This is a genomic window from Paenibacillus sp. FSL M7-0896, assembly GCF_037975415.1.
GTDB lineage: Bacteria > Bacillota > Bacilli > Paenibacillales > Paenibacillaceae > Paenibacillus_AQ > Paenibacillus_AQ silagei.
In genome coordinates, this window is sequence record NZ_CP150250.1 from 4,298,373 (window position 1) to 4,322,829 (window position 24,457).

The 24,457-nt window shown below is 53.5% G+C and carries 18 protein-coding genes; 8 read left to right on the plus strand and 10 right to left on the minus strand.

Features of this window, described 5'->3' with window-relative positions:
• Nucleotides 1-138 precede the first annotated feature (138 nt).
• Nucleotides 139-894, plus strand: coding sequence for a PIG-L deacetylase family protein (locus MKY12_RS18580; protein ID WP_339249214.1), 756 nt, complete (start codon nucleotides 139-141; stop codon nucleotides 892-894).
• A gap of 421 nt (nucleotides 895-1,315) precedes the next feature.
• Here the strand turns inward: MKY12_RS18580 and MKY12_RS18585 are convergent, their stop codons facing one another.
• Together MKY12_RS18585 and MKY12_RS18590 are read right to left on the minus strand one after the other, a co-directional pair.
• Entirely contained in the window at nucleotides 1,316-2,146 is an 831-nt protein-coding gene (locus MKY12_RS18585) for a GNAT family N-acetyltransferase (protein WP_339249215.1), read from the minus strand.
• 2 nt (nucleotides 2,147-2,148) lie between these two features.
• Nucleotides 2,149-3,087 (minus strand): MBL fold metallo-hydrolase, encoded by a 939-nt coding sequence (locus MKY12_RS18590; protein ID WP_339249216.1) that lies wholly within the window; start codon nucleotides 3,085-3,087, stop codon nucleotides 2,149-2,151.
• Between the two features lie 130 nt (nucleotides 3,088-3,217).
• Between MKY12_RS18590 and MKY12_RS18595 the strand changes: the two genes are divergently transcribed.
• Complete coding sequence (locus MKY12_RS18595) at nucleotides 3,218-4,255, plus strand: asparaginase (RefSeq protein ID WP_051478733.1); 1,038 nt, start codon at nucleotides 3,218-3,220, stop codon at nucleotides 4,253-4,255.
• Here the strand turns inward: MKY12_RS18595 and MKY12_RS18600 are convergent.
• Together MKY12_RS18600 and MKY12_RS18605 are read right to left on the minus strand one after the other, a co-directional pair.
• A complete protein-coding gene (locus MKY12_RS18600; RefSeq protein WP_339310288.1) occupies nucleotides 4,252-5,631 on the minus strand; it encodes a HAMP domain-containing sensor histidine kinase in 1,380 nt (459 codons plus the stop codon). The genes MKY12_RS18595 and MKY12_RS18600 overlap by 4 nt on opposite strands.
• A gap of 29 nt (nucleotides 5,632-5,660) precedes the next feature.
• Nucleotides 5,661-6,368 carry a response regulator transcription factor gene (locus tag MKY12_RS18605; RefSeq protein ID WP_036733085.1) on the minus strand — a complete coding sequence of 236 codons (708 nt, stop codon included), beginning with the start codon at nucleotides 6,366-6,368 and terminating at the stop codon, nucleotides 5,661-5,663.
• A gap of 157 nt (nucleotides 6,369-6,525) precedes the next feature.
• Here MKY12_RS18605 and MKY12_RS18610 point away from each other — a divergent pair, with 157 nt between their 5' ends.
• Complete coding sequence (locus tag MKY12_RS18610) at nucleotides 6,526-7,197, plus strand: hypothetical protein (protein ID WP_339249218.1); 672 nt, start codon at nucleotides 6,526-6,528, stop codon at nucleotides 7,195-7,197.
• 91 nt (nucleotides 7,198-7,288) lie between these two features.
• Here the strand turns inward: MKY12_RS18610 and MKY12_RS18615 are convergent, their stop codons facing one another.
• The 4 genes from MKY12_RS18615 to MKY12_RS18630 all read right to left on the minus strand — a co-directional run bounded on the left by MKY12_RS18615 (nucleotide 7,289) and on the right by MKY12_RS18630 (nucleotide 15,561).
• Nucleotides 7,289-7,930, minus strand: coding sequence for a cupin domain-containing protein (locus tag MKY12_RS18615; RefSeq protein ID WP_209869768.1), 642 nt, complete (start codon nucleotides 7,928-7,930; stop codon nucleotides 7,289-7,291).
• A 105-nt stretch (nucleotides 7,931-8,035) separates the two neighbouring features.
• On the minus strand, nucleotides 8,036-8,902 hold the full coding sequence (locus tag MKY12_RS18620; RefSeq protein WP_339310289.1) for a methyl-accepting chemotaxis protein: 867 nt from the start codon (nucleotides 8,900-8,902) through the stop codon (nucleotides 8,036-8,038).
• A 56-nt stretch (nucleotides 8,903-8,958) separates the two neighbouring features.
• Nucleotides 8,959-14,382, minus strand: a complete 5,424-nt coding sequence (locus MKY12_RS18625) for a diguanylate cyclase (protein WP_339310291.1) — start codon at nucleotides 14,380-14,382, stop codon at nucleotides 8,959-8,961.
• 12 nt (nucleotides 14,383-14,394) lie between these two features.
• Nucleotides 14,395-15,561: a hypothetical protein gene (locus MKY12_RS18630; protein ID WP_036733076.1), complete on the minus strand. Its 1,167-nt coding sequence runs from the start codon at nucleotides 15,559-15,561 to the stop codon at nucleotides 14,395-14,397.
• Between the two features lie 297 nt (nucleotides 15,562-15,858).
• Here MKY12_RS18630 and MKY12_RS18635 point away from each other — a divergent pair, with 297 nt between their 5' ends.
• The 5 genes from MKY12_RS18635 to MKY12_RS18655 all read left to right on the plus strand — a co-directional run bounded on the left by MKY12_RS18635 (nucleotide 15,859) and on the right by MKY12_RS18655 (nucleotide 21,641).
• Nucleotides 15,859-17,529, plus strand: a complete 1,671-nt coding sequence (locus MKY12_RS18635; protein WP_051478732.1) for a collagen-like protein — start codon at nucleotides 15,859-15,861, stop codon at nucleotides 17,527-17,529.
• A gap of 89 nt (nucleotides 17,530-17,618) precedes the next feature.
• A complete protein-coding gene (locus MKY12_RS18640) occupies nucleotides 17,619-19,322 on the plus strand; it encodes a collagen-like protein (protein ID WP_339249222.1) in 1,704 nt (567 codons plus the stop codon).
• A gap of 261 nt (nucleotides 19,323-19,583) precedes the next feature.
• Nucleotides 19,584-20,498 (plus strand): TIM barrel protein, encoded by a 915-nt coding sequence (locus tag MKY12_RS18645; protein WP_339310293.1) that lies wholly within the window; start codon nucleotides 19,584-19,586, stop codon nucleotides 20,496-20,498.
• 98 nt (nucleotides 20,499-20,596) lie between these two features.
• Entirely contained in the window at nucleotides 20,597-21,022 is a 426-nt protein-coding gene (locus MKY12_RS18650) for a VOC family protein (RefSeq protein WP_339249224.1), read from the plus strand.
• Between the two features lie 214 nt (nucleotides 21,023-21,236).
• Complete coding sequence (locus MKY12_RS18655) at nucleotides 21,237-21,641, plus strand: CBS domain-containing protein (protein ID WP_036733033.1); 405 nt, start codon at nucleotides 21,237-21,239, stop codon at nucleotides 21,639-21,641.
• A gap of 90 nt (nucleotides 21,642-21,731) precedes the next feature.
• On the opposite strand, the gene map is transcribed toward MKY12_RS18655, so the two are convergent.
• On the minus strand, nucleotides 21,732-22,478 hold the full coding sequence (map, locus tag MKY12_RS18660) for a type I methionyl aminopeptidase (protein WP_036733023.1): 747 nt from the start codon (nucleotides 22,476-22,478) through the stop codon (nucleotides 21,732-21,734).
• 240 nt (nucleotides 22,479-22,718) lie between these two features.
• Nucleotides 22,719-24,434 carry an assimilatory sulfite reductase (NADPH) hemoprotein subunit gene (gene cysI / locus MKY12_RS18665; protein WP_339249225.1) on the minus strand — a complete coding sequence of 572 codons (1,716 nt, stop codon included), beginning with the start codon at nucleotides 24,432-24,434 and terminating at the stop codon, nucleotides 22,719-22,721.
• Nucleotides 24,435-24,457: the final 23 nt, after the last annotated feature.

Sequence of the window (24,457 nt, forward strand, 5' to 3'; positions counted from 1 at the left end):
ACCCAATAGGTTATTTTCTTGTAAATAACGGCTCTCCGGTCCGTAAGGAGCAGGCCCGGTTGAGTGATTTCTCCTCACCCAACCTACAGAGGGGCTAACTGTACCCTCATCACAGATTAATAGGGAGGTATTTGGATTATGGATATATCCACACTAGCAGCGTTGATGTCCCCTCCGGATCTTAGCGGATGCCGGAGGATCTTGTGCATACAGCCGCACCCGGACGACAATGAAGTAGGCATCGGCGGAACCATTGCCTCATTCGCGGAACGGGGCTGCGAGATTCATTATCTAACCGTCACGAACGGAGATCTGGGCGCGGTGGACGAGCAGGTCTCTTCCGCCGAGATCGCTGCCATCCGCGCAAGCGAACTCGAAGCGGCCGGAAGATCGCTGGGGGCCACCGTGTTCCACCAACTGGACCATGGCGACGGTACACTGGAGCATATCCCAGCCCTCGCGGGAGAGATAGCCGAGATCATCCGGACGGTTCAGCCGGACTTGATACTGTGTCCTGATCCTTGGCTGAGCTATGAGGCGCATTATGACCATATCGTTACCGGCAGGGCCGCAGCCCAGGCTGTGCTGTCCTCCGGGCTGCCCCTGTATCCGAGAGGCACCCTTACCCGGCCATGGCAACCGAAGGCCATCGGCTTCTACTTCACCGCTGAGCCTAATACGGTCATCGACATCACGGATCACTTCGAGCGCAAGTTCGCGGCCATGGCCCTGCACCGCAGCCAGTTCAATGAAGAGCAGCTGGCCATGTACCGGTTCTATTTCGGCGAGCAAGGCCGCCAGCTGGCCGAAGGCAGGGGCTTCGAGCTGGGGGAAGGGCTGAAGGTGTTGTCACCGCTGCACCTGCACTGCTTTGTGGATGCCCGCCGGATATGACGGCTGAGTGCTGGGGCATGTGCTGGCGGGGGCGCTAGGTTGCAGGGGTGTGAGTTGGCGGGGCATGGAGTGCTGGGGCGTTGAGTGGCTGAGAAGCTAGGCTAACGGAAGTTGAGCCGATATTGCGCACGCCACACAATTCGCAGGTGCCCCCGCCTTCCCTTCAACAAACTAGTGGAAAAACGTATCTTAATTCAGCAATTCCCGGCATTTGCAGGTACACAAGTGGAAAAACAGCATCTAATTTTGTCTATTTCCCCATCTAAGCGGAAGTGCGATTTATTAAGTGCCGTTTTTCCAACTATTGTCCTAGCAGTCGCCAATCATTCATCAGCAAGTGTAGAAAATCCACCTATTGTACCGCCCATGTAACGCAAATGAGCAGCAATCCCCCATCTATGCGGAGATTTGCTGCTCTTTGTTAAGCGGGAAGCTCGGACAAACGGTAGTAGGGGATGTTCAATGCAGGCTTGAAGCCCAGCTTCTGCGCCAGTCTGTACGAGCCCACATTCTCTTGGCGGCAGCCCCAGACAGGCTCCAATCCCTGCTCCAGACAGTAATCGATTAGCTTACAGCACACTGAGAAGGCGAAATACTTCCCCCGGTGACCCGGTGCCGATTCGATTCCAATCTCCAGCTGATCCGTTGTCCGGTAAGCCGAGAAGGCGCTGGAGGCCTGCTTGCCCTCCCACAGTAAAGTGTATCCTCGGCCTGAAGTCAGGAAGTGCTCCGCGTCACGCCAGAAATACCGGGGAATCACCGCACCCGTCTGCTCGCCGAATCCTTCGCCGTCCATCTGGACAATCTCAGCATCCTGCCGGTACCATTGCGCCTTCGCGCGGTAATAGACCTCCGGATCGAACGTAAAATTCACCCGGGTCTGTATGTACATTCTGCGTGTATCGTCCGCATCAAGCCGTGCATTATGCTCAGGAAGCATAGCTTCAATCAGCCGGTCCCAGTCCCCTGCCGGATCAGCCTGCAGCCATTCCGCTGAATGCCGGTGCCCCGCCTTGTTCGTAATATAATCAGACAGACTCCGGTTAAACTCCTCATTGCCCGAATCCCCATAGACCAGCGACATCCCGTATTCATGAGCCACATAGAAGCTACGGGGGTTATGTACAGAATCCACATACACACTGCCTGTCGTCTGCCCGCTCAGAACTCCTTCAGCGAACAGCGTGTTGATCTTGACTTCCTTTAACAGCGGCCAGGCAAGGGCGTAATCCCGGCTGTCTAGCTTCAGCATGCTTATCTCCCTCTTTTCTTAGGATCAGTATAGGTATTGAACAACCAGCGGAAATTCCACTCGAAGATATGAGACCCCTCCCATGTATCAAAAGGCTGCGGGATTCCCTTGGCTATCCAGTGCTCTACACTTTCTCTGCTTCGGGCTGCCGCTATAGCGTACTCCTGAATCTCTTTGAGGTAGCGCAGCATGTCAGGTATACTCTCCCGTCCAGCAACATCTCCATGTCCTGGAATCAGCCGTGTGAAATCAATTTCCCCGCCAATCTGCTCTATAATAGTTGACCATGCTTCTGGGAACCCATGGAGCATCGCCGGGTGGAACCTGTTCAGGACCAGATCCCCTGCGATCAGCACCTGAACATCTGCAACGTACACCATAGCATCGCTGAGGGTATGACCGCCGCCATACGTGAACAGATGCAGTGAACGAGCTGATCCGTGAATATCCACACTATCCTTGAAGGTCACCGCTGCTGTCACTCTCCGAATTGTTGGCGTAGCCTCCAGCAACGCCTGTTTGTCCGATATTTCATTAATGAGCGCCTGCCGTAGACGGGAATCCGTAGCAGTATTTCTTTTCTCCTGTAATCCTGTGATCTGCTTCCGCAGACCATCCTGCCATTCCTCCAAAGCGGGTGGCGCATGCGTTCTCAGCACCTCACGGGTAAGCTCTGTCGATAGAATGATACTGTCCGAAAACTCCTGATTGCCGTAATGGTGATCCCCGTGATAGTGAGTATTAATTATGTATTTGACCGGCTTCCCTGTCAGCTTCTCTGCCTTTTCCCGCAGCAGTCTGGCTGCTGCCGGCAGGTTGAAGGTATCCACTACGACTGTAGAATCCCCAAGATCGATGATTGACGCATTGCCTACCGCGCCCAGGCCCGGAATAACAATCGCGGCCCACACTCCCTGCGCTACTTCCTCTACCCTGAACATACAGATCCTCCCATTTATATTTTCACACTTATTATACCTTACTATGTCACCCATAGAGGAATGAATGTTATAATACTCTCAATGTCATGCGAATGACTGAATTCTGGCTCAACCTGAAAGGAAACGACCTATGATGAATACTATTCCCGAAGTGAATTTCACCGCTTCCCCTTACTATAATCCCGGCCTCAAAAATGTAGTCATCCTCGCCACCGGCGGTACGATTGCCGGCAGCGGCGAAGCCCATAAAACCTTGAATTACGAGCCTGGTGCTCTGCCCGTGCAGGATCTGCTGGATAGTGTGCCGCACCTGGAACGGCTGGCGAACTGCGCCGGGGTACAGGTCAGCAATCTGTGCAGCGCCGATATTACAAGCCAGCACTGGCTTACCCTGGCAACATACATTAACACGCTCGCCCTCCGGGAGGATGTGCACGGATTCGTCATTACACACGGCACCGACACCCTCGATGAGACGTCCTACTTCCTGAACCTGGTGATCAAGACTGACAAGCCGGTAATCATTACCGGATCAATGCGCCCGGCTACCGCAATCAGCGCCGATGGTCCGCTAAATCTGTACCAGTCCGTAGCACTGGCGGCGAATCCCGAGGCCTCCGGCCAAGGCGTGATGGTTGTCTTCGCTGAGGGCATCTATAGCGGGCGGGATGTGCAAAAGGTGAACACCTTCAAGGCCAACGCCTTCGATGAACGCGATTTCGGCTGCCTCGGATATATGCGTGACAGCCATGCCTTCTTCTATACGCGCACCCTGAAACGGCATACCACCGCAACCCAGTTCGATGTATCTGTTATTCAGGAGCTGCCGGAAGTGTCCGTAGCTTATTTCCATGTGGATGCCAATCCCGGGATTCTGGATTATCTGGCTACGGTGTCCAAGGGGATTGTCATTGCCGGAGCAGGCGGAGGGATCTACAGCAAGCCTTGGATTGATAAGGTGGGGGAGCTGAAGAACAATAACATCCCTGTAGTCCGCTGCTCGCGGATTTCCAGCGGAATTACACTGAAGGACTCGTACATTGACTTGTCCGCCAATTCTATTCCCTGCAACAGCCTGGTCCCGCAAAAAGCCAGAATCCTGCTCTCCCTCGCCCTGACGCAAACCACCGGCTACGATGAAATTGCCGCAATGTTCAACGAGTATTAAACGCTGCCCGCAGATGGCGGGAACTCAAAGGTGAAGACTGCGCCGCCCTCCGGGCGGTTCCGGGCACTCAGGTCTCCGCCGCAGCGTTCCACAATAGCACGTGCGATGGCGAGTCCCAGCCCGGATTCGCCATTTTTTCCTTTGACGAACCTGTGAAACAGGCTGGGCAGCAGCTCCTGCGCAATGCCCGGACCATCGTCAGCAACCGTTAATGTAATTCTCCCTCTGCTTGTATGCACCTCTACATCAATACGCTTCTCGGCATAACGGGCTGCATTGGATAACACGTTCAGCAGAGCTTGCAGCAGCTTATCCCGGTCCGCTCTTACCATCCCCCCATAGTCCCCGGAGACTGCCGGATGCAGCGACAGCTTCCTTGCTGCCAGCAGCGGATTGACCCGCTCCACCGCCTCGCTCAGCAGCTCCTCCAGATCTGTATCCTCCGCCTGGTAAATATCCTCTTCACTGTCCAGCTTCGCCAGAAGAGTCATTTCGCTGACCAGATCACGTAAGCGCCCGCTTTCACTCAGAATAATATCCAGTCCTTTACGGACGCCCTCTCCTTCAAATATCCCATCCCTAATGCCCTCTGCATAACCGGCTATTGACATCAGCGGAGACTTCAGCTCATGCGAGGCATTCTGGAAAAACTGCTTCTGCACCCGGTTGAACCGGTGCAGTTCACCGGCCATCTCGTATACTGCCCTGGCGACAGAACCGATTTCACCGCCCGCCCGGATCAGATTTACCTCGGCAAACCGGCGGTTTTTCACTTTCCCCAGCTCCTGACGCAGGCTGATCAGCGGATCAATCAGCTTCCGCGTAATGAACAGGCTGAACAGAAGCATTACTGCCGCTCCCGCAGCAAAGACAAGAATCAGCCGTTTCAAGAGCGACTGCTCGATGGCCTTGATTCTGCTGACAGGAGTCAGCAAGGTGAGCTTACCTTCGGGAAGTGTGTTGACCTGCACCAGATAACGCGGATCATTGCCATCCCATAAGCTCTGCAGGCTCCCCTGCTCCATAGCTGTGACATCCACCGTTACTCCGGCCTGCACGGGCAGGGCCGGGAGATATCCCGAGACCACATTCCCCTGCTGGTCGCTCACGATGGCCTGTACTCCGCTGGAGAGCGTAGGATATGGAGCTGTAAGCGGATCGCTTTTTCCCAATGTGAATGCCCCTCCTTCTGTGAATGGAGCCCGCTGCAGACTCGCGGTCAGGGAAGCGCCAAGCGTCCTTAATCCCTCTTGCTCCTTACCAATGAAATGGTCCATCAGCACATAATGGATCATCACTCCCGTGATAGACAGGACCAGCAGCAGAGACAGCCCAAAAGCAACATTGATCTGATGCACCAGCTTCAGCTTTTTCATCCGCAGGCTTAGCCTTTCCACCATCCTCTTCATTCCTGCACCTCTCTCATACGGTAGCCGTGACCCCAAACCGATTCCAGCGGCAGGCCGTCCATTTTTTTGCGGATGCGCTTGATCAGGTGGTCGACAGCGCGGTCGCTGCCGAAATAATCCTCCCCCCAGACATGGCCCAGCAGCTCTTCGCGCGTAAAGGCCCGGTTCGGACTTCCCGCAAAGACCATCAGCATCAGGAATTCCTTGCTGGTCAGCTCCACTTCATCTCCCCGCCAGAAGGATCTTCTCTCCTCAGGATGCAGCAGCAGACTGCCCAGCTCTATCCCTGTATGCACAGCAGGCAGAACAGCCGCAGACTTGGATTCGTGAAGACGTTCCCACCGTTTCAGCTGGCGGTTAATCCGGGCTACCAGCTCACGGGGACTGAAGGGCTTGACCAGATAATCGTCGCTGCCCAGCTCCAGACCCAGGATTTTATCCACTTCATTATCCTTGGCTGAGATCATAATAATCGGCACCTCCGCCTCATCACGGATACGCCTGCATAGCTCATAGCCGTCCATTCCCGGAAGCATAATATCGAGCACCCACATGCCGGGAGGATCATTCCTCCATAAATCCCACGCCTCCTCGGCACTTCCAAGGCCAATCGTCCGGTAATTCTCTTTATGTAAATAAGCTTCCACCAGATTGCGTATATTCTCGTCATCGTCCACAACGGCAATGACCGTTTGATTGTTCATCCAGGTAACCTCCGTGATTTGTCTCTTCACCATTATAGCAAGCGGGTGAGCGGGATTGGGCGCTGCCATTGTTTTTCCACATTGCTGACCCTCTCCTGCCACAGAACCCCGCTATAGTGAGAGCTGTAAGACAAATCACCTGAAGGAGTGTTCGTACATGAATCGTCTAATCGTGAAAAGAATGGCTCTATCCACCCTGCTGCTGTCCAGTATCGCCACCCCGGTCTTCGCGGATACGGGAATCGCGCCGCCCCCAGCACAGGGACCCACTGCCACCATAAGCACAGCCGCTGCATCCACAAATGGCAGTAGGCTGCTCCCCTTGCTTGAACCGCAGGTTCTGGCGCTGGTGAACAGCTATGCCCCGGAAACTTCCCAGGATTGGCGGGATACGCTCAGCCGCTACCATGCATTAACAAGCACGAAGGCGCTTAATGTGGTTCTCGCCAAGCCAATGTCTGCCGCTCCATGGACAGAAAAAACCGGTATTATGGATGTGCAATTAGCCACGCCTGGAACATTGACGGACGCAGAAACGCTTCCGCTTGCCACTGTGCCGGAATACGGGACAACTGGGGGCAGTGTTAAGGCAGTTCCGTCCGCCTCAGCAGCTGCAAACCTCACACTAACGGTGCCTGACTCTCTGGAATCCGGCAAGCTTGCCAATGTGGTAACCTTACATGCGGCGTACATCGATGGCTTATTCAAAGCACAAGCTGCACTGGCAGAAGCTGCACAAGCCACAGATGCAGCAGCAATTAAGCAGGCACTGTCCGCACTGCTGAGTCAATATAAGGACCTTAACCACAAGCTGGAAGAAGCGAAATAAACCACGCACACCCTGCATTCCATAGAAAAGCAGACCAAGGAATTCCTCCCTGGCCTGCTTTTTCTGTTCATTAGTATAGCGTAGCCGCCGCTTAACGGCGCGGATACATCTGATAAGGATAGAATGCCGCCGCCGGCTGCTGGGCAGCGTAGGCGGGCATGCTTTTGGCGGACGGGTCCATGTTGGTTCCCCCGGCAGACCCTGCTACGGCGCAGCCCGGAGGCGGTCCAAGAATAATCGATTCCTTCAGCGGGGCCACGGCCTTGGCGTATTCCTCTTCATTAATGCAATAGGCGCGCTGGATGACCTCTGCGGGAACGGCCCGCAGGAAGTCTGACCCATACACAATATCCGGTGTCGGCGCATCAAAGATCGCCAGGAAATGGGCTTGTTCGCTCTCGGCCAGAATCCAGTGAAACCATCCCTTCGGGAAGACAGCAATTTGTCCGGCCTTCAGATGATAGGTCATCAGCTTTTGGGTGAACGGATCGAATACCGAAGCAATCAGCTCTCCGCTAATCACGAAGATCATCTCCGTCACGTTCGTGTGCCAGTGCGGCTGGACGATGAAGCCCTTGCTCATATGGGCATTGAAGAACCCGTTACGTATCGCCGGCAGCTGTTCGCCAAAAAGCTGCGTAATATAATTGTTCGCATCCCGCTTATAATTAAGCACCTGATTAGAATCGGCGGCAAGCTTCAGGTCCGGTGCCTGCAATACTGGATCTAGCATGGTTAGTTCCTCCTCAGACTGGATTGTAGCCTTAAGTAACACTGGGCATTCGTCCAGATACTATATGCAGGGGAGGAGCTCTTTGACACTAGAGACCGGTGCGGATTAGATCAGGCGAGCGATACTCTCAATCTCCACGGCGGAAGCAGCGAGCTGCTGCATGGAGGCGGTAATCTCCTCTGTGGCTGCGGCCTGACGTTCGCTTTGTGCCAGACAATCCGTAAGCACGGCATCCATCTGGTTAATCTTCTGCTTGATCATCTGCAGAATGCCGGCAATATCCTTCGCCGATGAAGCGCTGGATACCGACATTTTGCGGATCTCCTGAGCCACGATGCCGAAGCCCCGTCCATGCTCAGCGGCATGCGCTGCTTCAATCGCTGCATTGAGCCCCAGCAGGTTGGAATTCTCCGCCACCTTGCGGATGAAATCCAGAATCTCGTCGGTCTGCTGCAGATCCTCTACCACCTTCTGGCCCAGCTCCTTCAGATCCCCTACAGTATTCGCCAGATCCGAGGCCGTGCCTGCAATCTCTACCGATGTCGAGCTGATCTCGTCAGAGGTCACCGCCAGCGCATTCGCTGCATCGCTGAGTGTTACCTGATTGCTGAGGCTGATTCCGATCGTGAACACGCCTGTCACCACCCCGTTCCGGTCCCGGATAGGCATGGATGACGATTTAAAAGGAATGCCGTAGATCTCTCTTGGAATCGTAGCACTGACTTCCTCCCCGCTCTCCAGAGCAGACCGGATTCCCCCGCTGGGCGGTACTGGAGAACCCAATTCAATCTTGGCTTTCAATTCCTTCCCTTGCAGATAATAAATGAACTTGTCCCGGTCTGCCAAAGCAAACATTACATCCAGCGGGAACAGCCGCTGCACCAGGGGCAAGGATATTTCAAGCGCCTTCCGCAGCTGATCCATTTCTGATTCTTGTCCTGATTCCTGTTCGGATTCGTGTTCGGTATTCATTGCTTCAACAGCTCCCTAATGATATTTATTTATGTACATCTCTTATCGCTTGAATCTTATCGCTCGAACAGTGTAACACAGTTGCGCCCTTCCGCCTTTGACTGATACAGTGCATCGTCACCCAGCTTGTAGATATCCTCCTCGCGCAGACCGTCAACAAGTACGGCGGCTACGCCGATAGAGACGGTAATTCTTCCGTATTCCGGACTTTGGTCATGCTGAATCCCCAGCTCCGCAATGCTTCGTCTGATTAATTCAGCGAACACACGGGACTCTGGAGGGGTAAGTCCGGCGGCCACAATCCCGAATTCTTCACCACCCAGCCGGAACGCGGTTCCATCCGCCTGTTCAGCCAGCTCCTTCAGTACCCCGCCGATTCTGCGCAGTACCGTATCGCCTTCATAATGTCCGTAGGTATCATTGAATTTTTTGAAATAATCAATATCCAGCATCAGGTAGGTTAAATACCTTTTGCCTGCAGCAGCCTTGTCCACCTCATCCAGGAACAGCTTATTGAAGTATCTGCGGTTGTACAGCCCGGTTAATTCATCGGTGATGGATATCCGTTCAATTAGACCGATATACTTGCTCAGCTCCCCGTTGTTGAATTCCAGCTCCTTCGTCCGCTCGGCCACCAGTTCCTCCAGATGCTCCTTGTGGCGCCGCAGCTCCTCCTCCGCCTTCTTGCGCTCGGTGATATCCTTGATCGTTCCCTGAATCGCCGGCTTATCCTGATACATGATTCTGACGACCTTGTGAATGGCGATGATCTCAAGGGACTTATCCTTATGCAAAATCCTTGTCTCGTACTCTTCCGGTGCCTGCTTGCCCTCGACTCGTCTGGCATAATAATGCATCACCTTCTCCCGTTCCGGCGGCGTAATGAAATTCCCGAAGGGCTGCTCCAGCATCTCGCCCGGCTGATAGCCCAGCATCTGCTCCAGCGCCTCATTAACATAGACACACCGCATATCCTGGACCACGAACACCCCGTCCTGCAGGTTGTTGACCAGTTGGCGGTACTTCTCCTCAGAGCGCTCAAGCTCAGTATACAGACTGGCATTCTCAAGCGAGAAGACCATCTCTCTGGACAGCAGATTGATAATCTTCATCCGTTCCTCGGTGAATACACCGGTGACCAGATTATTCTCCAGATAGATGATGGCAATCGTCTTATTCTGGTTAATCAGCGGCATGCAGACCATCGATTTCGGCTGCTGCCTCACAATATAAGGATCATTCACGAATGGAGTCTCGGAATAGGCATCATTGTAGATCAGGCTCTCCCGGCTCTCCTCCACCTGTCTGATGATCGCAGCAGGCAGATTGTCCAGCTGATGAGACTCATGAATGGCCACAGAGATCCGGTCCGTGTCCGCTTTATATTCCCCTTCGACCAGAAGATTGGCCTTGGAGGTCATCAGGATACAGCCCCGCTGCGCTCCGGCGTTCTTGATCACGATCTCCATCAGCGCTTCCAGCAGGTGGTTCAGCTCAATTTCTTTGGAGATGGCCTGTGAAGCCAGAATGATGGAATTCAGATCAATGCTCTCAGTATAATCGGTCACCGTCCTGCCGTGCATGAACTCCTTGTTGCTGATTTTCTGGTCAAGAGCAGGGTATCGATCCTTGATGAACGCGATCTTCTCCTTGGCGCCCCAGACCGAATAATAGTATTCGGATTGTCTCAGCAGATAGGCGGCGAACTCGTTGAAGCCCTTGTCCATATAGTACCGGGCCGCCAGCTCGTTGCAGATTGCCTTATAGCGGACGAAGCTTCCCTGCTCGCTGGCCTCAATGGCCAGATCATAATAATAGCCTGCGCGCGTGCTGTTCCCGGAGATCCGGGCCCATTCGGCCCTCATCAGATATTCATGCTGGCGGAAGGTTCCCGGTGCATTGCTGGCCCATTTGCGTACCCGGCCAAGCTCCTTGCGCATTTTGGACCTGGCCTTCCGCTTGCCGTTCACACCCAAATCCTTGTAAGCATAAGCCAGATTCAAGAAGGTGTAGAGCGCGAATTCCTCCATAAAAGCCGAACCGGCCAGCGTCCCGATAATCGGATAGGCCCGCTCGATATACTCCAGCGCTTCATCATGCTTCTCGTAGAGAAACAGCAGCTTCATTTTGTAGATATAATAAATCGCAATCCCTGAGTAATACCTCGCTTCCTGCAATTCGTGCAGATAGACCTCTTCGCTGAAGATTTCATTGTTGAATGAGGTGCGGTCCGGCAGCTCTCCGGCAAGACTGAGGTAATACTGGCGGGCCAGCTGCGCTGTGGCAAGCGACTCCCTGTACTTCGTGTTCTCAATCATAGAGATCGTACGCGCACTTTCCTGAAGCAAAGCCGGGATGTCCATCGACGGATTCCAGAGATTCACATAGAAGGCGGAATGGGCCAGATAGAGCAGATCGCCTGTCCGCAGACTGGCTTCAATTGAGGTGCCGAACCAGTCCTGCAACGTATCCCAAGGCTCGGTCCAGGCGTGGCTGAACAGCGTATACAGGACATGCGCCGCGCCTTTCCACTGCAGATCATTGAATTTGTCATTAATTCTGATCCCGAGACGTCCATAAGCGAAGGCCCCCCGGGTATCGCCGAAGCCGGACAACAGCATGGCATAGCCGATAAAAGCAAGCGCCGACTCCGGCGAGTTACCGTATTTCAGCGTTAGCCCCACCTTCTTCAGCACCACCAGCCCGAACAGCGAGGTCTCCCCCGAGATAAACGCCGGCGGTATAAAGTTAACCAGCAGCCGCATCACCAGTTTCATCTCCGGGTCCTGCATCTCCGGCAGTGCAAAAATCGTCTCCGGCGTTCTCGCCCGCAGCGCGGCCTTAACGACCAGCAGCTCCTTAAGGACGGCGGGCATTCCAACCTTGGCCGGAATCTTAATTCCGAGCGCCTTCAGTCCCCGTCTCCCCGAAGCAATCGACTCGGGCATCATGCCAAGGTACATATAATGATTGGTCTGCATCTCATAGATTTCCGCAATAGCCATCCGCTCCGTAGTCTGCTCCAGCAGCAGACAGCAAGCCTGATCCCCCTGATCGATATGATGAGTGAGATAGCTGCATTCGGCATACAGCCTGTAGATCTCCGCCGCCTGCCCCGGGTCTGTACTCCAGATCTGCTCCGGGAGCAATTCCATTGCCGCTTCAAGCAGTAAGAAGGCCGAATCATACCCGTATCCTGCTTTGGCCTTATGTGCTGCCCGCAGATTCAGAGCGACGATCTCACGCGCCTCAGCGCTATCGGTGATTAACTCCAGCCCTTGATTGATATGGGTTGCGATATCGACCAGCTTGTCCTCGACCTCCTCCTCTGTGAGATTCCGCAGCAGGAGCCGGCCGATACTAAGATGAAGCCTCTTCCCCCGTTCTGGATCGAGCAGCTGGTAGAAAGCCTGCTGAATCCGGTCATGGGCGAATTTCAGCCGGATGCCCACCTGCGCAGCCTCGGGGCCGGATTCAGCCAGCGTAGCGGAAAATATGGCATACTTATGGTCAGCAGGGACGATATATTCTTCTTGGACCGCCCGGGTAATCGCAGCGGCAATCACCTCCGGCGCTTCTTCGCCGATCAGCGTCAGCATCCCGTAGTCGAATACACTGCCGGCCGCCGAGCTAAGCATCAGGATATGACGGACCTCCTCCGGCAGATGCTGCAGCTGTCCGACCAGGAAATCCACCACACTGTCATGGACCGGCAGCGCCTCCAGCCGCTCCAGGCTCCAGCTCCATTCCCCATCCCGCTTGTCGAAATAGATAATCTCCCGCCGGTAAAGATCCTTCAGAATTTCCGTCAGGAAAAAGGAATTCCCCTTGGACCGCTTGTATAACCGTCCGGTAATTCCTTCAACGCGTTCCATGCTGCTGTATAGCGTGTCTGCCACAAGGCTTTGTACATCTGTCTCTTGCAGCGGCTGAAGATGAATACGTCCAACCTCACGGTTTTTGCCGATCTTAACCATCGCGGCGAACAAGGGATGACCTTCATGGATCTCATTCTGCCGGAAGGAGCAGATCACAAACATCCGCTGCAGATGGTTATCCAGCACCAGCTTCTCCAGCAGCTGCAGGCTGGAATAATCCGCCCACTGGACATCATCCAGGAAGAGAACCAGCGGCCGGTCCGGTTGCGTCATGGCCTGCACGAACTTGGCAAAGGTCAGGAAGAACCGGTTCGTCTCCTCGGCCGGGCTCAGCGGCTCCGGCTCCGGCTGGGTCCCCATCCAGGAGGCAAGCTCAGGGATTAATCCTGTAATTACACCGCCGTTGCCGCCAAGCAGCCGGGTCAGTGAACGGCTGACTTCACTCCTGTACTCCTCATCCGGACTCTCCAGCAGCTGGCTGACCAGTCTGCGGAAGGCCTGGATGAGCGCACTGTACGGAATGTTCTTATTGTACTGGTCGAACTTCCCTTCCGCGAACAGCCCCTTATCCCGGCTGATCGTCCGGTGCAGCTCATGGACCAGTGCTGTTTTGCCTGCACCTGCATCACCGGAGACCAGCATAACCTGTGAACTCCCGTTAACGCTGCTGCGGAAGGCCGCCTCCAGGGTGGACAGCTCCTGCTGTCTGCCGACTATTTTTTGCGGAATGCGGAAGGTGTTCAGGAGATCCTCCGTTCCAATCACGAAATCCTCCTGCCCGGCCAGGCATCTCTTCAGATCGGCCTTAATGCCGTGAGCGCTGCGGTACCGGTCCTCCGACGACTTCTCCATCAGCTTCATAATGACCGCCGACAAGCCCCTGCTAACCCTGCCTCCGGTTGCATGGTAAGGAGAGACAGCTTCCTTCGCAATAATGGAATAGATCTGCTCCAGCATCTCGGACGATGGATACGGCATAAGGCCGGTCATCATCTCGTACAGGACGACACCCAGTGAATAGTAGTCACTCCGGTAATCAATATTCCGGTTCATCCGGCCGGTCTGTTCCGGTGAGATGTACAGCAGACTGCCCTCCAGCACGCCGCTGTTCTGGAAATCCCGTCTCTCCTTGGACAGCTTCACTGCAAGGTCGAAATCAATCACCTGAACAATATCCCGCTCCCGGTTCCAGATGATATTCGACGGCTTGATATCCTTATGGATCACGTTCTGCTCATGAATGGAGCCGAGAATATCCACAACCTTGACCGCCAGTCTCAGTAAATCCTCTTCCCCCGGCTGCTCTTCCGCAAGAATCCGCTTCAGCGAACGTCCTGCAATATCCTCAAGAACCATGACATAGAGGCCGTTCTGCTCCTCAAGCCTCAGGGGACGGATAACCCCTTCTGTGGTGGTGCTAAGCTCAGTAAGCAGCTTATATTCCTGCTTGAAGCGCATCACCGCTTCGGTTCCGGCAAATTCCGATTTTAACACCTTGAGAATGACCGTTTCCGCAGAGGAAGTCTCTGTGCAGCGGTATACAGCTTTTATCGGATTATCTGAAATGGTCTCGAGGACCTGATAATGGTCATTAGCAATCATTGTACTCCACCTTTAGCCTTGTTCTCCCGTAACCTCAATATCGGCATCGAATTTAAATACATAGGCAGCGATCAGCCAGATAATCCAGCAATTCAGCCCAAAGAACAGATAACCGAAATAGCCCAGAACCGGCATCTCGGAGAAAATATGGAATTTGTCCAGATAAGGTACCGAGTATTTCCAGTAATTCGGATTGGTAGGGGCATTGTCATGGAACCATTCACTGCCAAAGTTCCAGAACTCCCAGAAGAAGCCGTTGAACAGCGTAGCCAGCCCCACCAGAATGACCTTGGACCAGTCCCCGTTCTTCACCGGAGTGAAGGGGGTCCAGTAACCGGCAAGCGCCATCGCTGCTGACAGCATCGGAACCAGCGCAACCCACAGCACCCAGAACAGCAGGTACGGATAATAGCCCATGCCCAAGGCCAGGATCAGCCCGAGAATATAATAGACAATCAGCCACACACGTGACACTTTCAGCTTAGGCCCATGGCTATAACGGTTGCGGAACAGACGGAAGGTCTTGAGGAGTAAGTACCATTCGAAGATAGCTGGAAGAACAGTGGTATAGGATAAGGAGAACCAGAACACATTGCCGAAGTTAGAGAAGACTTCATTATTAGGATAATACCAATTCTCCAGGACGAAGAAATTCAGGTATTCAAAAGCAAACCAGCTGAAGCAGGACACCACCGCCAGCAGCTGCATCACCCGGGGCTTGCGCGAGATGATCGAGGCTCCGTGATTTCTCCGGTAGACCAGCCCGTCAAGAATCAGAATAAAGGACCACCAGAGGGGAACAAACGTGTAATGCTCCAGGGACATAAAAAGCTCCACCCGGGCCCACATCAGGAACCAGCTAAGCGCAAGCACCGGCAGGCTCCACCAGAACCAGACAGGGAAAGGGGTGGCCGCCCCCGCCTTCCGGGGTGCCTCCTCCGTCTTTTTGAAGCCGAACCATCCGGGGAATACCAGGACCAGTGTGATGATCAGGGCCACGACGCAGGCGAGCGAGAAATACAGCAGGCTGAATCCGGGGTCTGCCTCGACCTTCTGGGCCGGGAAATCCCCGTAACCCGGGGGCATCCCCTTCCATTTCGCCATACTGCCGAGTAACGGGAGCAGAAAGATAAGTCCGAAGGTAACGATCAAGAATACTGTCTTTTTCCATGTTTTCATTGCGCAAACCCCCGCTTATGTATGTAGTTGAAAGTCGAATTATGTTGATAATCGCTAATATTCGATAACACTCCAGTTTATTCCTGCTGGCCTCACACAAAAAAATGCCCCACCGTCCATTTCCATGACGTATGGAGCATCTGTGCGGGGCATAATGCAGGTGAAAACGGGCTTCCGGCGGATTCTATTACACCAATTATTAAATCCATAAAGTCTACTTAAATGAATGATATGCCTAACACTGCAACTAATACACCTGAATAGAGTGATGTATCTTATATAAAAGGAGGGGTTATATTGTCACAGCCTAATCTGCCCAATATCACGCCAACGATCACTTTATCTCGAGATGATGTGCTTAATCTTCTATTTTCTTCCATTGCAATGGAAGAGCTAGGCTTAGCGCATGTTATTAATGCCCAAGGGGAAAACATCCAATTTGCCTTAGGTACACTTCCGGGGAGCACACCTGCTACGCTGGGTGAGGTTCTTCAGATAAACAGCAGTGCTCAGGCGATGCTCGATTCCGTATTCCGCACCGAAATGATGCTGGATTCAAAACTCACCTCCGCTTCTGATATTCCATCATTAGTCGGACCCACAGGAGCCACGGGGGTAACCGGCGCTGCCGGTGCAGTAAACAGCGTCAATGGATTGACGGGCGATATTGTGTTGACTACAGATGCTGGTATCTTCCCGATCAGTAATGATGAACCATCAACCCAAGATTTGAACGGATTAATCAATGCCGGGGTGTATAGCTCGGGAAATCCAATTGGTGTAGGTCCGGAACATGGTCCACTGGGAGTTGACAATCCTCCGTCATGGACGATTTACGTCTCCCAGGTAGGGCCTTATATCCAGCAGTTGTATATTTCCAACCTAGCATTATATTACCGCAGTAGTCCAGACAGTGGCCAGAGCTGGTCAGATTGGCAAGAAATCGGTGCTCGCGGGCCAACCGGAACCACCGGTGAGACTGGGGCCACCGGCGTCACCGGAGCCACCAGTGAGACCGGAGCTACCGGGGGGACGGGGGCTACTGGTGTGACGGGGGCTACTGGCGTCACCGGGGCTACTGGATTGACAGGAGCTACCGGCGTTACCGGGGCTACCGGCGTTACCGGGGCAACCGGCGTTACCGGAGCCACGGGCGTCACCGGCGCTACCGGACTCACTGGAGCGACCGGTGACACCGGGGCTACCGGCGTCACTGGGGCTACCGGCGTCACTGGGGAGAGCGGGGTGACTGGGGCTACCGGACTCACCGGAGCCACTGGACTCACCGGGGCTACTGGCGTCACTGGGGAGACCGGGCTAACTGGCGCTACTGGTTTGACAGGGGCTACCGGACTCACCGGGGAGACCGGGGGGACGGGGGCTACCGGACTCACCGGAGCCACTGGCGTCACCGGGGCTACTGGCATCACTGGGGAGACCGGGCTCACTGGCGCTACTGGTTTGACAGGGGCCACTGGACTCACCGGAGCTACCGGCGTTACGGGAGCTACCGGCGTCACCGGGCCTATTATTGTAACTAACAATGCGATGTTTGAGCCCGCAACGGCTGCAGTCGCTTCGACCTTAACACCTATTGTATTTCAAGAAATTTTTATTAATGGCAGCGGAATTGAACTTGGAACGCCCCCAAGCAATATCACGGTGCTCCCAAACAGCTTATATTATGTTTCGTTTACCATAACTATTGAGCTCTCTGCTGAAACAAACAATGTAACCAGTTCTGAAATTATAGTTAGATTGAACGGTAATGTCCAGCCTATAACGGTTACCGGACAAAAAAATGGCGGGACCGGAGCTACCGTGTATTTCTCTCTAGAAGGAAATGGTTTTCTTCAGACCGGCCCCACTGACAATACCATGACTCTCGATGCTACTTATAACCTAAGCGCCGGTACGGGAACTTATGTTACGGATCGGTCTAACCTGAGTATTATCCGGTTCCGTTAAACGAACAGATTCCGCTTTTTGAGGAGGATTAAGGGATGAGCAAGGGGGCAAGAGCCCCCTGCCCATTTTGTAGATAAGGAGGGAATCACTTGTCAAAACCGAACCTGCCCAATATCACCCCAACGATATCCATATCGCGGGACGATGTAATTAATCTATTATTTTCCTCTATTGCCATGGAGGAATTAGGACTGGCGCATATCCTCAATGCTGAAGGAGAGAAGATTCAGTATGCGGTCGGCACCCTTCCAGGAACCACTCCCGTTACACTTGCCGAATTAGGTCAGGTCAGCAGCAGTACTCAAGCTATGTTGAAAAAAATTATCCGCCATGAAATGATGCTGCAATCCAAACTCCAGACAGCTGCAGATATTCGACCGGTTGTTGGTCCTGCTGGACCTATCGGAGCTCCGGGAGCAGAGGGTGGAGCACTTAGTGTCAATGGGTTAACCGGAGATGTGGCGCTCGGTGTAACAGCCGGTATCTTTCCAATCAGCAATGATGAACCATCGACCAGCGATCTGGATGACATTCACTTTAGAACTGCCGGTGTATACAGCAGCTCGGGAGTACCCGCCGATCCGGCTGGCCCAGTGAATGGTCCTCCGGGAGTCGCACACCCGTCGGTATGGACGATTTATGTATCACGTGTCGGAGATTATGTACAACAGCTATATTTCTCCGATTCGGCTTTATACTATCGCAGCAGTCAGAATGGCGGGGTGACTTATCCCCAAGGGTGGCTCCAGGTTGGAGTGCAAGGTGCAACCGGGGTGACTGGGCCTGGTGTAACCGGAGCAACCGGCGTTACTGGCATGACCGGAGCGACGGGTGCCACGGGCATAACGGGCGCAACCTTGGACACAGGTGCCACGGGGATCACCGGCGCCACAGGCGTGACCGGTGCTACCGGAGTGACGGGTGCCACAGGAATCACTGGCGCTACCGGCGTCACTGGCGCTACCGGCGTAACCGGCGCTACCGGACTTACCGGTGACGTGACTGGCATGACGGGCTTGACGGGCTTGACGGGTGCCACAGGTCTAACGGGTGCTACCGGGGGTACCGGTGAGGTCACGGGCATGACAGGCGCGACCGGGCTTACCGGTGAGGCGACAGGCATGACGGGCTTAACAGGTGTGACGGGTGCCACGGGTGTAACGGGCGCGACCGGGCTTACCGGTGAGGTCACGGGCATGACGGGCTTAACCGGGGTAACTGGTGCGACAGGGGTTACCGGCGCGACAGGTTTAACCGGTGAGGTCACGGGTATGACGGGCTTAACCGGGCTTACCGGCGTGACGGGTGTAACCGGCGAGACAGGCGTAACCGGCGAGACGGGCCCAACCGGGCCAGTGGCCAACAATGCCAGTTTTCACCCTTCGGGTCCAGTAACAGCAACGCCTACGAATATTACATTTGTACAAAATTTTATTTTTGGCTCAGGTATCTCCCTTGTGAACGGCGGTCAAGGTATTCAATTACAACCCAATAGCTTCTACTTCGTTTCTTTTAATTTGAGAATTCGAATAACAAATGGGAGTATCCCCGTCGTTGCTTCGCAAATATTGGTTTTCCTCGACGGCGTTCAACAAAATATAAGCACTGGCACGCAGAGAAATGCAGCTGGTGCTGGTTTAGCCGCCTTCACCCAGGAATCCAGCGGTTTAATCCAGACTGGCGCCGGCCCTAATCCAACGTTAACCTTGACGGCTTCTATCACTCTTGCTTCGGGCACTGCCGAGTTTAATCCCCCTACTTGGTCAAATTTGAGCATTTATCAGGTCCTGTAATTCAAAGGTAATAAGGCAAGAGCTATAAAAGCCGATGTCCTTAGGTAACTCTCCTTTTCAAAAGCGGCTTAGGATATGTCGTTTCTTCCCCTGGAAGGACGACGTATCCTTTTTTGCATGGCCTCGTAACCGCAGCATAAACGCAACATTTCAAATTTGTAACCTGATTCCTGATACGCTTACATCCTGTTCTATGTTTTAATTGTAATAATGTTATGTACTTCATGTAATTATATGCGGGGTGTATGGATGCAGCGATTTATGATAGGCCAATATGGAGGATTTGATTACGGCAAGTTCCACAAGGATTTCAAAGCCGAATTCTATGGAATCGAGGCTTGTTCTTTCCCCTCCGATGAAGATTGTCAGACGCTGATTGAAGCAGCACAAAAGCACAGATTCCACACAGGAGTCCATTATCCGCTCCGCGCCAATCCTGCCAGACTAAGAGATGCCCTGTTTCTCTCACCGGATGATTATGAGCGTTCTGAAGCGTTCCGGCAGATTCAGGAAGAGCTGGATTATATGGTGAAGTTACGCCCGGACTACGTATTATTTCATTATCCGAAGCCAGTCATCTTAGATTCACGGGTGGACTGGAGTACTTGGCGATTTGCTGACCGGAGGGAATATATCCATGAGGTTGACCTTTCTCTGAATGAACTGATACAGCACAGTAAATATCTCTTTGAATGGCTTAGCCGGAAGGGCCGGGAGTACAGGTTCCAGCCCATTCTGGAGTTCGACGGACTGAACAGTTACGTCTACCAGCATGATTTTCTGGAACAGCTATTGATTACATATCCCGACATTAAGCTGTGTCTGGATACCGGCCGATTGTATCAGCAGGATAAGCTTGACCCTAATTTCGATGCCCGTGCCCTTTTGAGAAAATACACCAAATATGCGGCATTGATCCATCTGTCGAATGTTCAGATTAACGAAACCATCCAGCACGGCCATTATCCGGTCCTGCCGGAGTTAAGCACTGGGGAGGGCTGGGCCCCGATCGAAGACTATCTGGGCATTATCCGTGAGGAGAACAGCGAAGCGAAAATCATGTTCGAGCACCGCTCAGACCTTATCTCCGCACAAGATCTGGACCGTTGTTATGCTTGGGTAGATCATATCCTAAACAGAGTCCACAAGAATCCTCCGGCTTCTCCAGGGCGATGATGGCACAGCCTGCCCCGAATATTTGTGAATGCACAGGCACATGATACAATGGGACCGTATCGTCCTTGCCTTAATTTAACACAAGAGGAGCGACAGCTGTGGCAATCAATGTGTACCTGAATTTCAATGGCAATACCCGAAAGGCTGTAGAATATTACGCTGAAGTGTTCGGGACCGAACCTCCGCATATCATGACCTTCGGCGAGGCTCTGCCAGATCCATCCCATCCTGTTCCGGAAGAAGCCAAACACCTCGTCATGCACACCAATCTGATGATTGCCGGCAGCCCGGTCATGTTCTCTGACGTATTCCCCGGCATGCCGTTCACGGAAGGGAATAATATCAGCCTAACGGTGACGGATACCGATGAAGAGAAGATTCGTCTCTGGTTCAATAAACTCAAAGAAGGCGGCACTGTACACATGGAGCTGCAGGAGACCTTCTGGAGCAAGGCCTACGGGAACCTGATGGACAAATTCGGCATCCAATGGCAGCTTAGCCACGACAACGGCCAGAACGGCTAACTCCCTTAGGTAGTTTCCTATTCACAAAAGCGCTTAGGATATGACAGTTCTTCCCCTGGAAGGACGGCATATCCTTTTTTCTGTGGCCTCATATCCGCAGCGTAACCGCAACATCTCAAAGTTGTAACCTGATTTTTAATGCGCTTACATCCTGTTCTATGTTTTAATTGTAATAACCTTATGTATTTCATCCTACTGTAAAGGAGACTAACCTATGGAAATATCCTCATTTTTGCTGCCCAAGGATCAGGTTGCGTACATCACCTCCTCGATCTCCATGCGGGAAGCGCTGGAACAGCTGGAGAATCATTATTATTCGGCCATTCCGATTATTGACGATGCCGGTAAATATGTTGGGACCTTGTCGGAGGGCGATCTGCTATGGAAGCTGAAGAATACCGACGGTCTGAGCTTCGCGAATATGAACGAGGTGACCGTCGGCACCATTCAGCGTCATGTGCATAACGAGAGCGTCGAGATCCACGCGCAGATGGAGGATATGCTGACCCTGGCAGCAGACCAGAACTTCGTTCCGGTAGTGGACGACAGCGGAATCTTCCTCGGCATCATCCGCCGCAAGGATATCATCGAGTATTACACACGCAATATTACCGATTAACTCAGGTGAAGCTGCAGCAAAGGCAGGACTGTCCTCCATGGACGGCCCTGCCTTTGCTGCGTGATGCGGGTCTTTAACCCCTTAATTCTTCTATAGCTCTGTCAGAATAATCGTCCCCTGCGGAGTTACCGCCAGTGTATGCTCATACTGGGCTGACAGGCCTCCGTCAATAGTGCGTGCAGTCCATCCGTCTGCATCCACCTTGGTCCGGTAGCTGCCCGTGTTGAGCATGGGCTCAATGGTGAACACCATGCCTTCCTTAATGCGCGGGCCTTTGCCGGCCGGGCCGTAATGAGGCACTTCAGGCGCTTCGTGCATCTCCGAGCCAATCCCGTGACCGATAAAGTCCCGGACGACGGAATAACCGTTAGATTCGGCATAGACCTGGATAGCATGCGCTACGTCGCCTATGCGGTTGCCGGCTACAGCTTGCTCGATACCTTTGAATAGAGATTCCTTGGTCGTCGCCAGCAGCTTCTCCGCCTGCTCGCTAATTGTACCCACTCCGTAGGACCAAGCCGAATCCGCCAGCCAGCCATTCAGGTTGACTACCATGTCAATCGTTACAATATCTCCATCCTTCAGCTCCTCATGCTTCGGGAAGCCATGACAGATGACATCATTCACAGATGCACAGGTGGCATACGGGTACCCGTGATAGCCTTTTTGCTCCGGGGTTGCTCCTTGGGAGAGGATGAACTTCTCGGCAAACTGGTCGATCTCCCAGGTCGTAATTCCCGGCTTGATCAACCCGGCAATCTGCCGGTGGCATTCCGCCAGGATTTTGCCGGCTGCCCGCATCTTCTCAATCTCTTCCATCGATTTCATAATGATCATTCAATTCGCCTCTTCTGTACAGAATCCATTACTCACTATATATAATGGCTCTTGGTTATAATGGTGTATTGCTACTCTATATTATGAAAGAAAACCGCCGAAAATCCAAATAAACAAACAAAATAAACCTGTCTCCCGCAAAAACACCAGAAAACAGGCTCTTGATTTGCATTCACGTGATGGCTAATCTGTACAAGTTATTGTTAACTACGGCATATGCAGACCGCCAGGCATCAGCCGTTAGTCGTGGAAATTGAGCCCCGAAGTAACGGCCTTGACATATCCGCTGCGGATCACATAATCGCCGAAGTGCTCACCGGCAAGGCGCTCTCTGGCATAACCATGAATAATCGGCCCGAGGGTGTCCAGTATCTCCCGCTCGTCAATGTTCTCCTTGTACAGCTTGTTCAGCCGGTCTCCGGTAAAGCCAGCACCCAGGTACATATTATACCTGCCCGGACCTTTGCCGATAAAAGCAATCTCGCCGAGCGCCGGTCTGGCACAGCCGTTAGGGCAGCCGGTCATACGGATGATAATCTCTTCATTGCGCAGCCCGGCTTCATCTATGATAACCTCCAGCTTATCGAGCAGGTGCGGCAAATAACGCTCCGCCTCCGCCATAGCCAGCCCGCAGGTCGGCAAGGCTACACAGGACAACGCACTTCTGCGCAGTGCAGAATGATGGGCACCGTCCGTCAGACCGTATTGCTTGGCAAGCTCTGTAATCTTGCGCTTCTTCGCCTGGGTCACACCGCCGATAATCAGATTCTGGTTCGGGGTCAGCCGGAAGTCTCCGCTGTGAATCTTGGCGATCTCACGCAGGCCGGTCATCAGCGGGTAGCCCTCCTGATCCTGAATCCGTCCGCTCTGGATATAGAGCGTCAGGTTCCATTTGCCGTCCATCCCCTTTACCCAGCCATACCGGTCGCCATTATGATCGAAATGATAGTCGCGCGCCGGCTCCAGCGTCCAGCCCAGCCGTTCGTGCAGCTCTCCCTTGAACCACTCCAGCCCGTGCCGGTCGATCGTGTACTTGAAGCGGGCGTTCTTGCGAACCGAACGATTGCCGTAATCCCGCTGGATCGTAACCGTTTTCTCCGCCAGATCAATCATCTGCTCCGGACGGCAGAAGCCGATGATCCGGCCCAATTGGGGATACGTATTCATATCGCCGTGCGTCATTCCCATGCCGCCGCCAACCGAGACATTGAAGCCGGCCAGCTTGCCGTCCTCCAGAATGGCGATGAAGCCCAGATCCTGGGAGAATACATCTACATCATTGGATGGAGGCACCGCCAGGCCAATTTTGAATTTGCGGGGCAGGTAGACCGGGCCGTAGATCGGCTCAACCACCTTGCTGTCCACGACTTTTTCCCCGTCCAGCCAGATCTCATGATACGCGCGGGTACGCGGGGCAAGATGATCGCTGATTTTGTTGGCCCACTCTTGAACCTCGGCATGAACCTCCGACTGATACGGGTTCGGACCACTCATCACATTACGATTTACGTCACCGCAGGCCGCAAGTGTGGTCATCAGGGTGTCGTTGATCGTTCGGATCGTCTTCTTGAGATTCCACTTGAGCACCCCATGCATCTGAAAAGCCTGCCGCGTCGTCAGGCGCAGTGTCCCATTGCCGTACTTATGGGCCAGCTCATCCATGACAAGCCACTGTGCCGCAGACGCCACACCGCCGGGCGCTACTATCCGCAGCATGAACTGGAAAGCCGGCTCCAGCTTGGAGCGTTCCCGCTCACTGCGCAGATCGCGGTCATCCTGCATGTAGCTGCCGTGGAATTTCAGCAGCCGGTTGTCATCCTCCGGCAGCCCTCCTGTAATCGGATTGCTGAGGGTCTCGACAAGCGCCCCGCGCAGATAATTGCTCTCCAGCTTGATATGTTCAACATCACTCGGTGGTCCGCCAATCGGCTTCACCGCTGGTTCATTGTTTGCCATTGCTGATTCTCTCCTCTTTCGCT

Bases quoted from the DNA above. Each gene is read 5' to 3' on its own strand.
- MKY12_RS18580 (WP_339249214.1), top strand. From the start codon at position 139: ATGGATATATCCACACTAGCAGCGTTGATGTCCCCTCCGGATCTTAGC.
- MKY12_RS18585 (WP_339249215.1), bottom strand. From the start codon at position 2,146: ATGCTGAAGCTAGACAGCCGGGATTACGCCCTTGCCTGGCCGCTGTTA.
- MKY12_RS18590 (WP_339249216.1), bottom strand. From the start codon at position 3,087: ATGTTCAGGGTAGAGGAAGTAGCGCAGGGAGTGTGGGCCGCGATTGTT.
- MKY12_RS18595 (WP_051478733.1), top strand. From the start codon at position 3,218: ATGATGAATACTATTCCCGAAGTGAATTTCACCGCTTCCCCTTACTAT.
- MKY12_RS18600 (WP_339310288.1), bottom strand. From the start codon at position 5,631: ATGAAAAAGCTGAAGCTGGTGCATCAGATCAATGTTGCTTTTGGGCTG.
- MKY12_RS18605 (WP_036733085.1), bottom strand. From the start codon at position 6,368: ATGAACAATCAAACGGTCATTGCCGTTGTGGACGATGACGAGAATATA.
- MKY12_RS18610 (WP_339249218.1), top strand. From the start codon at position 6,526: ATGAATCGTCTAATCGTGAAAAGAATGGCTCTATCCACCCTGCTGCTG.
- MKY12_RS18615 (WP_209869768.1), bottom strand. From the start codon at position 7,930: ATGCTAGATCCAGTATTGCAGGCACCGGACCTGAAGCTTGCCGCCGAT.
- MKY12_RS18620 (WP_339310289.1), bottom strand. From the start codon at position 8,902: ATGAATACCGAACACGAATCCGAACAGGAATCAGGACAAGAATCAGAA.
- MKY12_RS18625 (WP_339310291.1), bottom strand. From the start codon at position 14,382: ATGATTGCTAATGACCATTATCAGGTCCTCGAGACCATTTCAGATAAT.
- MKY12_RS18630 (WP_036733076.1), bottom strand. From the start codon at position 15,561: ATGAAAACATGGAAAAAGACAGTATTCTTGATCGTTACCTTCGGACTT.
- MKY12_RS18645 (WP_339310293.1), top strand. From the start codon at position 19,584: ATGATAGGCCAATATGGAGGATTTGATTACGGCAAGTTCCACAAGGAT.
- MKY12_RS18655 (WP_036733033.1), top strand. From the start codon at position 21,237: ATGGAAATATCCTCATTTTTGCTGCCCAAGGATCAGGTTGCGTACATC.
- map (WP_036733023.1), bottom strand. From the start codon at position 22,478: ATGATCATTATGAAATCGATGGAAGAGATTGAGAAGATGCGGGCAGCC.
- cysI (WP_339249225.1), bottom strand. From the start codon at position 24,434: ATGGCAAACAATGAACCAGCGGTGAAGCCGATTGGCGGACCACCGAGT.